The 12,757-nt window shown below is 60.7% G+C and carries 10 protein-coding genes; 6 read left to right on the forward strand and 4 right to left on the reverse strand.

Features of this window, described 5'->3' with window-relative positions; translation table 11 throughout:
* Positions 1-186, forward strand: a 186-nt coding sequence (locus DTS01S_RS31075; protein WP_218010587.1) for a hypothetical protein, incomplete at its 5' end; no start/stop codon positions are given.
* A gap of 153 nt (positions 187-339) precedes the next feature.
* On the opposite strand, the gene DTS01S_RS29765 is transcribed toward DTS01S_RS31075, so the two are convergent.
* Entirely contained in the window at positions 340-915 is a 576-nt protein-coding gene (locus DTS01S_RS29765; protein WP_074931947.1) for a TetR/AcrR family transcriptional regulator, read from the reverse strand.
* A 132-nt stretch (positions 916-1,047) separates the two neighbouring features.
* Positions 1,048-2,448: an efflux transporter outer membrane subunit gene (locus DTS01S_RS18485; protein ID WP_254788030.1), complete on the reverse strand. Its 1,401-nt coding sequence runs from the start codon at positions 2,446-2,448 to the stop codon at positions 1,048-1,050.
* A 74-nt stretch (positions 2,449-2,522) separates the two neighbouring features.
* On the opposite strand from DTS01S_RS18485, the gene DTS01S_RS18490 reads away from it, so the two are divergent.
* The 5 genes from DTS01S_RS18490 to DTS01S_RS18510 all read left to right on the forward strand — a co-directional run bounded on the left by DTS01S_RS18490 (position 2,523) and on the right by DTS01S_RS18510 (position 10,186).
* On the forward strand, positions 2,523-3,107 hold the full coding sequence (locus DTS01S_RS18490) for a TetR/AcrR family transcriptional regulator (RefSeq protein WP_016445447.1): 585 nt from the start codon (positions 2,523-2,525) through the stop codon (positions 3,105-3,107).
* Positions 3,108-3,130: 23 nt separating this feature from the next.
* Positions 3,131-4,261: an efflux RND transporter periplasmic adaptor subunit gene (locus DTS01S_RS18495; RefSeq protein WP_016452446.1), complete on the forward strand. Its 1,131-nt coding sequence runs from the start codon at positions 3,131-3,133 to the stop codon at positions 4,259-4,261.
* Entirely contained in the window at positions 4,258-7,398 is a 3,141-nt protein-coding gene (locus DTS01S_RS18500; RefSeq protein WP_017404988.1) for an efflux RND transporter permease subunit, read from the forward strand. The genes DTS01S_RS18495 and DTS01S_RS18500 overlap by 4 nt, the downstream gene beginning before the upstream one ends.
* A 29-nt stretch (positions 7,399-7,427) precedes the next feature.
* The gene (locus tag DTS01S_RS18505; protein ID WP_026062277.1) at positions 7,428-8,750 is read left to right on the forward strand and encodes an NAD(P)/FAD-dependent oxidoreductase; all 1,323 of its coding nucleotides are present in this window, start codon (positions 7,428-7,430) and stop codon (positions 8,748-8,750) included.
* A gap of 224 nt (positions 8,751-8,974) precedes the next feature.
* Positions 8,975-10,186: a patatin-like phospholipase family protein gene (locus tag DTS01S_RS18510; RefSeq protein WP_017404986.1), complete on the forward strand. Its 1,212-nt coding sequence runs from the start codon at positions 8,975-8,977 to the stop codon at positions 10,184-10,186.
* A 48-nt stretch (positions 10,187-10,234) separates the two neighbouring features.
* On the opposite strand, the gene DTS01S_RS18515 is transcribed toward DTS01S_RS18510, so the two are convergent.
* Together DTS01S_RS18515 and DTS01S_RS18520 are read right to left on the reverse strand one after the other, a co-directional pair.
* Entirely contained in the window at positions 10,235-11,134 is a 900-nt protein-coding gene (locus tag DTS01S_RS18515) for an alpha/beta fold hydrolase (RefSeq protein WP_016445442.1), read from the reverse strand.
* Positions 11,131-12,657 (reverse strand): flavin-containing monooxygenase, encoded by a 1,527-nt coding sequence (locus tag DTS01S_RS18520; RefSeq protein WP_016445441.1) that lies wholly within the window; start codon positions 12,655-12,657, stop codon positions 11,131-11,133. The genes DTS01S_RS18515 and DTS01S_RS18520 overlap by 4 nt, the downstream gene beginning before the upstream one ends.
* Positions 12,658-12,757: the final 100 nt, after the last annotated feature.

The following is a 12,757-nucleotide window of genomic DNA, read 5'->3' on the forward strand; positions in this document are numbered from 1 at the left end:
GGGAAAGGCGGCCGGGCGCAACCGGATCGAAACAGCCAGTTCCTCTCCCGGCATTTCAGACCAGGATGCGAGGGTGGCAATGGTTTATCTGTAGAACGTGGTATGCACTTTTTCGATCCTGCGAAAGGCGCCGAGCTGGACAAGGGACTCGGAATGGGGATGGCATGCGCCAGCATGCAGGTCTGAGGCACCGACAAGGTGAGTGGCCCCTGGCACCCGCAGGCATTGCCGTGGTCCGGCTGCACGGTCAAGCGCCTGATCCATGCAGCACGAGACTGCGCGGCGCGACCCGCGGCAAGAGAGTACGCACCACCTTCGGCGATGCCAAGGCACCCTGCCCTATGTGACTGATGCAGGATCGGAACTGGCACCACACAGGAATATCTTGTTCACGCTTCCCGATATTCCCAACGTGGCAATCTCTCCTCTCTGGGCTGAATCGAGAGCGCCATAAAGCAAAAAGCTATAGGATTTCGCCAGCCATCTTGCTGACATGTCAATCCGGAAAACGCCAGCCTTTTGCCCTCTTAAAAAAAAATCCTCGAGCGCACCTCCAAAAAAGGAAAGCGCGTAGCCTTTCATGTCGTGGTCTTTGGTATCTCCGAGGTCGACCGATACAACGGCACTCCAGAACAGGTAGAGCTCACGATGGGTCATAAGGTGTTTTGTCAGGCGATGAAGCGCATCAGCAAACGGTAGCCGCGTGAGATCTGCCTTTTCCAGCGCCTCTCGCATGTGCCGTTCAGTGCGTTGCATCAACAAATCAATCATCCCCTCCCGAGTCGCACAGATTCGGTAAAGCGTTCCCTTGGAAGTACCTGCCGCGCGTGCAAGCTGTTCAAGGTTTGCTCTTGGGTGTTGAGACACCGCCAGTGCCAGCGCACTGGCCAGCTTGTCATCCAGTTCGATGGTCATGGGCGTGCAAGCAAAACATCTCCAACCTTCCCGATACGCAACCTCTTCTGCCTTTTGGTCATCCGACATCTCTGTTCGTCAAGGCATATGAATGTCAGATCGATTCGCGGCTTTTGCGCACAGGGGATGCATTCAGACAGTTCCGGCAAACACGCGGCGAAGACGAACGGCCGATGTCCAGCGCTGCCCCTCGGCCTGTGCGACTGCGTCCCGTACCCGCAGCTGTTCGCGTTGAGTGTCCAGCACTGCCGTGGCGTCAGCCATGCCGGCAGCGAACATGCGCGCCGCGCGTTGCGCTGCCATGTCGCCCGCCTCTCGTGCATCCAGCAGTTCGCGCAAACTGGCTTCCGATGCCGACCATTGCACCAGCGAAGTTTCGGCGTCGGCCAGCGCGGAGATCATCGACTGCTCGTACCCCGCCATTGCCTCTTGGGCGCGGGCTTCCTGTATCTCTACATTCGAGCGAATCCGGCCACCGTCCAGAATGGGCAGGGATAGCGAGATGCCGTATCCCACCACGGAAATGGGAGACGCGGAGCCACCGATGGCCGCCAACCGCTCGCGCGCTCCGGCCCAGGCGATCTGCAGGCGAGGGTAAATCTCGCGTCGGGCGACACCCACCCGTGCCAGCGCAGCATCCAGAGCGCGGGCCTGGCGTTGTACATCAGGGCGGCGCTCCAACAAATCGGCAGGCAGCAAGGGAGCGGGCGCCTGGGGCATGACGGCTTCAGCCTTCAGATCCAGCACCGGTGGCTGGCTGGCGCCCAACAGCACCGCCAGCTGTCGCTGACGCACTTGCAACTCACCCTTCACTTGCTGGACTGCCGCGCGCTCTTGTGCAAGCTCTGTCTTCCAGCGCTCAACGTCCAGTGCACTGGACTGGCCCGCCTCAAATTTTTTCTGCGCCACGTGCAGCTGGCGCTCAGCCAAGGTCATGACTTCGTGCCTCATCCCCACGCGGGCATCCAGGGTGCGCAGTTCAAAGTACGCAGTGGCGACATCGGCAGCCAGAGCGATACGCGCGGCAGCGAGTGCCTGGCGATTGCTCTGTATGTCTGCCTTGGCGGCGTCCACGCCCAGTGCGCCGCGCCCAAACAGATCCACCTCCCAGCTTGCGCGCAAACCGACGGAACTGCGTTCAGCCTTCACTGCGTCGGCGCTGTCTCGCCCCCGCTGCGCACCGGCTGTGGCGCCCAACTGTGGGCGGCGTTCGGCTTCAGCACTTCCCAACAGTGCCTGGGCTTGGGCCATGCGGGCTGTGGCGATGCGCAGATCCCGATTGGAATCCAGTGCCATGCGGACCAGACGGTCCAGTTCAGCGCTATGGAAGTCTGTCCACCAGTCAGCGTCGATGGCAGCAACACCTTGGTATGGGGCACCCCATTGCCCAGGCACGTCCACCGATGCAGCGTCAGGCCCGACCGAGGGCGGAACCGACGCGCAGCCTCCCAAGCCAAGAGCGGCCAGGCTGAGAACGCCAAGCAGCAGGGGTCGACGGAGAAAGCGTTGGGAACGTGGAGAAATTTCGAGCATATGAGGACCAGGCGTTGACGTTGCGATCACATTACTATACTATACGTATAGATAAGTTTTCAAGTGGAGTTTTCATGACCAAGACGACAAGACGCCCAAGCTCCCGAGACAAGATCCTTGACGCCGCTACCGCCCTGGTGAGTGAGCGCGGGGTTCAGCAACTGACCATTGAAGCTGCTGCTGCCGCTGCGGGAGTGACCAAGGCCGGTCTCATATATCACTTCAAGACCCGCGACGAGCTCCTGGTGGCTGTGGTGGAAAGCATGGCCCGAACCATCGATCTCTACAGCCGCGCCGCCGAAGAGCAGCGCGCATCGCGCGTGAATGACGCCTCCCGCGGGAGCCAAAGCGAATTGCAGTCCGCCATGATGGAACTGGTCGAAATGACGTTCCAAATGCCCCCGCAGCTGCAGCGACTGATGCGCAACCTGCTTGAAGCCCATTTCTCTCATCCTGACCTGCTGCCACCTGTACAGGCCTTGTTCGAGCGCAGCTACGGTATCGCCAGTGAGTGCGCCGATCCAGGCCGCGCTTTGCTGATCAGTCTGGCAATGGATGGGATGCAACTCATTGATTTGCTCCGTCTTCACCAATTCACCTCTGAGCAGCGCAATGCCGTCAGGAAGACTGTTGAAGAGTTGATTGCACAACTGCCCTGAACCATTCACACACGCATCCAATCATGCATTTCTCTCTCAACTCCATCTCCCGGTTACTGGCATGCGTGCTATCGACCGTCACGCTGGCTGCTTGCACACAACATGCCGCCACTACAACGGCTACGCCCAAACCGGTGAAAATCGAGGTCGTTGGCGAAGCGGGCATTGCATCCCGCGCAGATAACTTTGTCGGCACGTTGCGCGCGCGCCAACGCACTGATCTGGGTTTTGAAACATCTGGCCGACTCACGGCCATTTCCGTCGAAGTGGGCGACCGTGTGCGGGCAGGTCAAGTGATTGCGCGGCTGGACGAGTCACCTGCCCGATGGCGCGTGGACAAAGCTGCTGCGGACCGTGCGGCAGCAGCCGCATCGCTGCTAGAGCGCAGCACCCAACTCCATCAACAGGAGATGCTTGCCAATGACAAGATCATCTCCCCCACTGCCCTGCAGTCTGCTCGCGCTGCGCACCAACTGGCGCGCAGCCAGCTCGATGCGGCAGATGCCGCACTTGCATCGGCACGCCGTGACCTGAGCCTGACAAAAATCACCGCGCCTTTTGATGGTGAAGTGGTGGGCCGACAAGCACAGCCACATTCCGACGTGTCTGCCGGACAGACCATTTTGCAGTTGCAGGCGGGAAGTGCTCTGGAGGTGGTTGCCATGTTTCCGGATACCGTCGCCAGTACGCTTGCTGTGGGTGATAAGGCGCAGGGCCGCAGTGGCGAACGCACTTTCCCGTTGGTGCTCGAATACTTGTCCACACGCAGTGACAACGGCTCACTGGTTCAGGCCATTTACAGCGTCCAGCGCACAGAACGAAGCAGCAGCCCCGGACTTCGAAGCGGCGGAATGGTGTCGGTGGAGCTACCACAGAAACCAGCCCAGGCTGCCACACTGACCTTGCCCGTTACTGCGGTCATGGCTGGCACTGAAGCGTCTCAGGCCCAGGTGTACGTGATCGATCAGGAAAACAAACTGGAGTTGCGACCTATCAAGACCGCAGGCCACTTGACGTCCCACGGGCGGGTTGTCATCGACCAGGGCTTATCCGTCGGGGACCGTGTGGTGACCGCCGGCACCGCCTTTCTGAACGCTGGACAACAAGTGGTAGTGCATGTGCCCCAGACTGTCCTGAAAGGGGCGAAATCATGAAGCTGGCCGAAGGAGCGCTGCAATCCAGCAGGCTGACCCTTTTTGTCGCGCTGCTGATTTTGATTACGGGGATCTTTACCTTCCTGAGCTTTCCCTCGCAGGAGGAGCCCTCCGTCACGATACGTGATGCCGTGATCATGATCTCCAATCCTGGCATGCCCTCCGAGCGCATGGAGCAGCTGATTGCCCGTCCCGTGGAAGAAAATCTGCGCCAGATGGCGGAACTGAAAAACGTCGTTAGCACGGTGCGCTCCGGCTCTGTGCTGGTGAAGGCTACTTTGCGCGAAGACGTCAAGGAGTTGATGCCGGTATGGCAGCGATTGCGTGCCAAGGTGCAGGAGGTGGAACCCCTGTTCCCCACGGGTACCTTGCCTGCTCAGATCGATGACGATTTCGGCCGCGTGGCAATCGCGTCGATTGCCGTGACAGCGCCGGACTTCTCCATGAGCGAGATGCGCGAGCCGCTCAAGATGCTGCGAGAAGGCATCTTCCGTTTACCTGGCATACAGGGCGTAAGCGTGCACGGCTGGCAAGAGGACCGTGTCTATCTTGAGTTCGACCGTGCACGCATGGCGGGTCTGGGTTTGTCGCCCGCTGCGGTGCTGCAACAACTGCGCCAGCAGAACGTGGTGCAGTCAGGGGGCCAGGCTGTTCTGGCTGGCGTCAACAGTGTGGTAATCGCATCGGGCGAAATCCGCTCCGTCGCCGAACTGGAAAACTTCATGTTGTCGGTGCCATTGGCACGCCAGGGCGCCGACGCGTCGCACCTTGGCCCTGCCCAAATCCGTCTGGGCGCCTTGGCGCGTCTCCAGGTGCAAAAGGCCGATCCTCCGGAAAGCGCGGCCATCTACAAGGGCCAGGATGCCGTGGTGTTGGGCATCTCGATGCGATCAGGCCAGAACGTCAAGACTGTGGGCGCCGCATTGCAGCAACGCGTGACGGAGCTGCAGGCCCAGTTGCCTGCGGGCTTCAGCCTGGACTACGTGACCTTCCAGCCCGACGTGGTCAAGACCGAGATGGGTCGCATGAACCAAGTGATGGGCGAGACGGTGGTCATCGTGATGATCGTGGTCGTCCTCTTCCTGGGGTGGCGGGCGGGCCTGGTGGTGGGCAGCATCGTGCCGCTGACGATTCTCCTCACGCTGCTCATCATGCGCAGCCTGGGGATTGAACTGCATTCGGTATCCATGGCGGCCATCATCATTGCGTTGGGACTGCTGGTGGACAACGGCATCGTGATCGTAGAAGACGTGGAGCGGCGACTCGCATTGGGTGAAGACCGCCGCAACGCCTGCATCGAAGCCGGGCGGACGCTTGCCATTCCGCTGTTGACCTCATCACTGGTCATCATTTTGGCCTTCTCTCCTTTCTTCTTTGGAAACACCACAACGAATGAATACCTCAAGCCGCTGGTCATCGTTCTGGGGCTGTGCCTGCTCGGCTCCTGGCTCCTATGCCTGACAGTGACTCCGCTGCTTTGCTACTACTTCCTGAAAGCCCACCCCAAGCCGGCAGACGAGAATCACGATGCACCCGCCGAACCCCAGCTCACCGGCTTCTATGCCGGCTACGCCAAGGTGATCCGGTACTTGTTGGCGCACAAAGCCATCTTCATGGGGTTCATGGTCGCGCTGTTGACCGGTGCCCTGCTGCTGCTGGCCAACCTGCCCGCAGGCTTCTTGCCGCCATCGGATCGCCCCCAGTTCCAAATGGGGCTGGAGCTGCAGCCGGGCACGGACACGCGACAAACCAAGCAGGTGGTAGAGGATCTGAGCCGCTGGCTCGCTGACAGGCAGGTGAACCCCGAAGTCAGCACCAGCATTGGCTATGTGGCCGAAGGCGGGCCCAGGGTCGTTCTGGCACTGACCCCTCCTATGCCAGCCTCTCACGTGGGCTACTTCACTGTCACGGTGAAGGATGCCAAGCAACTCAAGACGGTGATGGAACGCACCACCGCCTGGATGAATGACCATCACCCGGACGTGCGTATCGACCCCAAGCTGTTCTCGCGCAGCAGCAATGACGCGGGTGCGGTTGCCTATCGGATCTCCGGGCCTGACGAGAATGTGTTGCGAGCCATCGGCGAACAGGTGAAAGCTGCGCTGCGACCTATTCCCGGAATGGTGATGGTTCGCGATGATTGGGGCCCCCGTGTTCCACGCATGAATGTACAGATTGATCAAGCCAAGGCACGAGCGCTGGGAATCAGCAGCGAAGACATTGCGACGACGCTGGCAGCGCGCAACAGCGGTATTCAGGCATCCGTCATGCGCGACAACGACACCTTGGTACCGCTGGTCATACGCGGTACGGCTTCCGAGCGCGCCAGTGCGGAGAACCTCGCCAATACACTCATCTATCCTGCCAATGGGGGGGCGCCGCACCCACTTTCGGCCATGGCTGCAGTGAGCCTCGACTTCGAGCCCGCAGCGCTCTTACGCCGCAACCTGGTGCGCACCTTGACGGTTGAGGGCCGCAGCACCCATGGCACGGCACTGCAGGCGGTACAAGCTGCCGCTCCAGTCGTGAGCCAGATCGCCTTGCCACCAGGCTATCGCATCGAAATGGGCGCAGAGATTGAAGACTCCGCTGAAGCCAACGTCTCGTTGGAGCAGTACCTACCGCATGCAACCGTAGCCATGCTGGTTCTGTTCCTATGGCAGTTCCGTTCCTTCCGAAAGCTCGCGCTGATCCTCGCCATCATTCCGTTCGCAATGATTGGTGTCGGGCCGGCGATGATGATCGCGGGAGAGCCCATGAGCTTCATGGCAACGTTCGGCTTGCTGTCGCTGGCAGGCATCATCGTCAACAACGCGGTGCTGCTGCTCGAGCGGATCGAGGAAGAGCTGGCCGAGGGCAAGACCCGGCGCGAAGCGGTCGTCGCGGCAGCGGTAGCGCGACTGCGCCCCATCGTGATGACCAAGATGACCTGCATCGTGGGTCTGATCCCGCTGCTACTGTTTGCCGGCACTTTGTGGACCGGCATGGCCGTGACCATCATCGGCGGCCTGATGCTCGGCACCCTGATCACGCTGGGCCTGGTGCCTGTCTTGTACGAACTGCTGTTCAGCGACCGAATCGCCCAATGGGCGGCACGCTTGACAGGCCGCAATAACGCCCAAGCGGTAGCTGCCTGACAGGACATCTCTACCCAGGGAACCATGACATGAATACATCCCAAGCACCGATCATCATCGTAGGTGGTGGCGTGGCAGGTCTTGCCGTAGCCACGGCGATGGGCAAGCTGAGTGCCAATTCCGGCAGCAAGCTGCCACCAGTCCTGCTGATTGATCGCGAGTTCGCCCACGTGTGGAAACCCATGCTGCACACCATCGCAGCGGGCACGCGCGATATTTACCAGCAACAAACGGCCTACATAGCACAAGCACATGCCTGCAATTTCTCTTACGAGCCCGGTGAACTGCTGGGCGTTGACCGCGAGTCGCGACAAGTGGAGATTGCGGCGCTGCTGGCACCCGACGGACGGGTGCTTGTCCCGGAGCGTAGCGTTCCGTATACCAAGCTCATCATCGCAGTAGGCAGCCAGGCAAACGACTTTGGCACACCGGGTGCGGCCGAGCACTGCTACACCATCGACTCACGCCTGCAGGCAGATGCATTCAACCAGGAGATCCGCACGCAGCTGCTCCAATGCCTGGGACACGAAGGCAGCAATGAGAAAAATGCCACCCTTTCCATCGCCATCGTTGGTGGCGGAGCGACTGGTGTGGAGTTGGCTGCCGAACTCGTCGGTTTGGCTGACGCTGCAGAGGCCTATGGAGCCAAGGGTCTGAAGAGGCGGATAAACATCACGCTCATAGAAAGCGGCCCTCGCCTCCTTGCGGCCTTTCCGGAAGATATTTCCGCCAGTGCCCAAGCTCGGCTGGAAGCTCTGGGTGTGCAGGTCAAGGTCGCGACGCGTGTGGCAGCGGTCAATGCGCACGGCTTCGTGTTGGGCGACAACACGGAAGTTCATGCATCACTGAAGGTTTGGGCGGCCGGAGTCAAGGCCCCGGAGATTCTGAGTGATCTGGATGGGCTGGAGACCAACCGTAACCATCAGTTGATCGTGCGCCCTTCATTGCAGACTACCCATGACGCGGACATCTATGCATTGGGCGACTGTGCCAGCCTGATACCCGAGGGGGCCGAGCGGCCGTTTCCTCCTACCGCACAGATTGCTCATCAACAAGCGCAGCACCTGATTCGCCATCTTCCAGCCGCACTGCTGCACGACATATCACCACCGGATTTCAAGTACCGTGATATGGGGGCCCTGGTGTCACTGGGTGAATATGACGCCTATGGCTCGCTCGGCAAGACAGGCTTGTTCAAGGGTGTGACCTTCAGAGGGCGCCTGGCGCAACTGAGCCATGCACTGCTTTACCGCAGCCACCAGGCCCAGCTGCATGGCTTCTGGCGTGGCAGCCAGATGTGGCTGGTCGATCTGATGAATGCCCGGCTCCGTCCCACCATCCGGCTCGATTGAAATGTGCAAAACATGTACAGGTCACCAGGACAAGGCAGATTGACACCGGCTTTCCTCACGGTATACACATGCGCAAGTTAGCTTCACCCTGGACTCGCACCCTGCAAGCCATTTCGATCTTATTGCTGGCAGGATGCTCCACTTACAGGCCCTGGATCAATGAACCGTATCCCCATCAGCCTCGGGAGGTGCTAGCGGCCGAGCAGCATCAACCAAAGTCTGTCATGGTTGCCGTGACCTTGTCCGGAGGGGGTGCGCGTGCCGCAGCCTTTGGCCTCGGTGTGCTGCGTGAACTCAAGGCGCAGGAGTTCAAGATCGGAGAACGCACAACGACGTTGCTGGACGAGACCGTATTGATCAGTGGCGTGTCAGGTGGCAGCATCCTGGCCGCACACTACGCAGCCTTTGGCGACGCGACGCTCAAGCGATTTGAGCCAGAATTCCTGCTCACGCCATTCGAAAGCCGTCTCATACGCGATGTGTTCTGGCCTGGTGAGCTCTACACATTGACCTCACCCTGGTATGGCAGAACGCAGTTGCTGATGGATCGCCTGAACAAGCTCTACGAAGGCAAGACCTTCGCCGACGCTCGCAGGCGCCCTGGAGCACCGGACCTCATGATCACGGCTACCGACCTGACCACCGGGGCCCCCTTCAACTTCACGTCCGAACAGTTCCAGCTGATCTGCTCCGATCTTGACGCTACCCCACTGTCATTCGCAGTTGCAGCGTCCTCCGCCGTACCGCTGCTGCTGTCGCCCGTCGCCATACGCAACTATGCCGACCAATGTCCCGATGTAAAAGCATCGGTACTCCAGCCCGCGTCAGGCTACCGCGCACACATATTGCGGCGCAGTGCCGTCAGCTACCGCAATGCCAAGGAGCGCCCCTATATCCACCTGGTGGATGGCGGAGTCAGCGACAACCTCGGCGTTCGCTTGCTGCTCGATCAAATGACCGCTGTAGGCTCCATGGGCGCGAACTTCCCTGAAGCAAAAGCTGGCTCCATCCATCGCCTGGTGCTGGTCACAGTCAACTCTGCACGTGCGCTTGCCGAGCGTGTGGACAAGAGTGATCAGGTCCCTACCATTCCACAGGTATTGGAGACACTGATCTTTGGTGCCGGGACCCGCGACAGCCAGCAGACGCTGGCGATGCTCAACGATGATCTGCAACGCTGGCGTAACGAGATTCAGCGCACCAGAGGTTTGCCTGGCAGCCCGTTTGCAGCAGATTGCGAGGTATATGTCGTCAGCGTAAGCCTGAACGATGTCGACGACGACAGTTTCCGTTACAGGCTTTTGCGTGTGCCGACGGCCTTCACGGTCGAAGCACAGGACGTCCGCGACTTGCAGCAGGCAGGTTCGGAGGCTGTTCGAAAATCCCCGGCCTACCAGGAGCTGGTTGAATCGCTGAAGGCTTTGGCGCCACCATGATCTGATGTCGCGCGCGCCAAAGCCCCAAAGGCCGACAAGCACCCTCGCCTAGCTCGCAGGGCGCAGGCAGGACCGCACATGTCCCGCGATCAGGTCGACGAGGATGTTGACCAGACCCGGTGCAATGTCATGCCCCATGCCCGGCAAGATGACCAGGCGTGCGCCACCGATGGCCGCTGCGGTGGCGTAACCGCCACTGGTCGCCACCATCAGATCCCGGTCGCCATGGATGACCAGCGTGGGGCACCGCACGCGGCCCAACTCGGCCGTCCGATCACCGGAATTGATGATTGCCCCGATCTGCCGCGCGGTGCCGACGTTGTTGCGCAGGCCACCACCGCGCTCCCAGGCTTGTTCTGCATATTGCCGGTGCCGAGGCTCGCTCCACTCCAGGCTCGAGCCGACCACTCGCAAGAGGTCGACGTAATCTCGAGCAGCCTCCCGCTGATCACGTGGCGGCCGACGGATCAGCTGCAATATCGACTTGAGCGCCGGCTGGCCGACCTTCAATGATCCGGTGGTCGAAAAGACGGAGGTCAACGACTTCATCCTCTCGGCATGGCGCGCCGCCAGGGTCTGCGCGATCATGCCGCCCATGGACATCCCCATGACGTGGGCAGAGGCTATGGACAGGGCATCCATCAAACCGACCACATCGCTGGCCATGTGCCCCAGGTCGTAGCCGCGCGTGGGCCGGCGAAGGAGTTGCTGGAATGTGCTGGGCGGCTCGGCGTCGGTGAAGGACGACTGTCCCGCGTCGCGGTTGTCCAAGACAACCACCCGCAAACCGGCCTCTACCAGACCATCGATCAAGGCCTGTGGCCAGTACGTCAGTTGCAACCCCAGGCCCACCACCAGAATCAACGTCTCCCCACCATCGGGGCCGTGGCTGCGGTAGCAGATGCGTCGGCCATCGGCCATATTGCAGAAGAGGTCTCCCGTGTTCATGCGCGAGCCTTTGAAAGTCGCAGATCAAGCGGAGCCTGGGAACTCGCGCCGGGGGCCGGCGAGAACGCCAGGCACTTTTCTGCCACCCGCCCGCGTCGCAGCAGTTTGACGTCGCGGAAGTAGTCCATGGACATGACCCAAGGTTCGCCGGGTCCCTGTCGTGGCACGCTGTGCAACGCGCGCTGCACGTAGCCTGCACCGAAATCCAGCAGCGGGCGGGTCTCGATCCCTTCTGGCGCCTGTGCCTCGCAGACGGCGTGCCGATGTTCATCCATGTAAGCCAGGAGCCGGCAGAAGTGATCGCACAGCAGGCAGACCTTCAGCGTCCAAGACGAGTTGGTGTAGCCGACGGCAAAGGCAAAGTTCGGCACACCGGACAACATCATTCCCTTGTAGGCCAATGTTTCGCTCAACACCACCGGCTGCCCATCCTTGCGCAAGGCCACTCCCCCAAAGAGCTGGACGTTGAGTCCGGTGGCCGTGACGATGATGTCGGCCTCGATTTCCTTGCCCGACTTGAGAAGGATGCCCGATTCGGTGAAGGTCTCGATCTGGTCGGTCACCACGGACGCCTTGCCCGAACTGAGGCATTTGAACAAGTCACCGTCGGGCACCGAGCACAGCCGCTGGTCCCAAGGGTTGTATGGCGGGTTGAAGTGCACGTCGACGGGGTACCCCTTCGGCAGGTCCCGGCGCACGAGCCCCACGAGAAGCTTTCGGGCCAGCTTCGGAAAGCGTTGGCAAAAGCTCCAGAACCCCAGAGTGATCCTGGCGTTCTTGTAGCGGGTCAGCGAGTAGGCGGTTTGGGCCGGCAGTATCTTTTGCAGGAAGCCGGCGACGGAGTCGGTAGCAGGCTGGTTGATGATGTACGAAGGCGTGCGCTGCAGCATGGTGATGTGCGCCACCTGATCGGCCATCGCCGGGATGAGCGTCACTGCCGTGGCGCCGCTGCCGATCACGACGACGCGCTTGCCGCAGTAGTCCAGATCCTCAGGCCAATGCTGCGGATGCACGATCCGCCCCTTGAAACGTTCCGAGCCTTCGAAGCGCGGGCTGTAGCCTTGATCGTATCGATAGTAGCCGCCAGCGCTGAACAGCCAGCGGGTCCTGACCGTGCGGACATCGCCGCCGATTCCGTCGCGGACCCGGACCGCCCAAAGGCCCTCACCGCTCAGCCAGTCCGCCGATTCCACCTGCTGCTGGTATTGGATGACCGGCCCCAGATCGAACTCCTCAACGGTTTCGCGAAGGTACTCGAGGATGTCCCGTGCGTCCGCCAGCGTTTTGTTCTTGACCCAGGGCTTGAAGTCGAAACCGAAGGTGTAGAGGTCCGAGTCGGATCGAATGCCGGGATATTTGAACAGATCCCATGTTCCGCCAATCCGCTCTCGAGCCTCGAGAATGGAAAAGCGTTTTCCGGGCTGTTTTCGGCGCAGATAGGCGGCAAGGCCGATGCCGGAAACTCCCGCCCCAATGATCAGGACGTCCAGAGGTTCATCGAGAGGAGCTGATTGCGAGAGCATGCTGTTCCTGTTTCCTTGTGTTTTGACCAGTTTTCAATAAGTAAAAAAGCTCGAGGCTGCCGCCCTTGCCGCCCTCGATCTGCGCCACATGGGCGCCGGC

The sequence above is a fragment of the Delftia tsuruhatensis NBRC 16741 genome (assembly GCF_001571325.1).
Classification (GTDB): domain Bacteria; phylum Pseudomonadota; class Gammaproteobacteria; order Burkholderiales; family Burkholderiaceae_C; genus Comamonas; species Comamonas tsuruhatensis.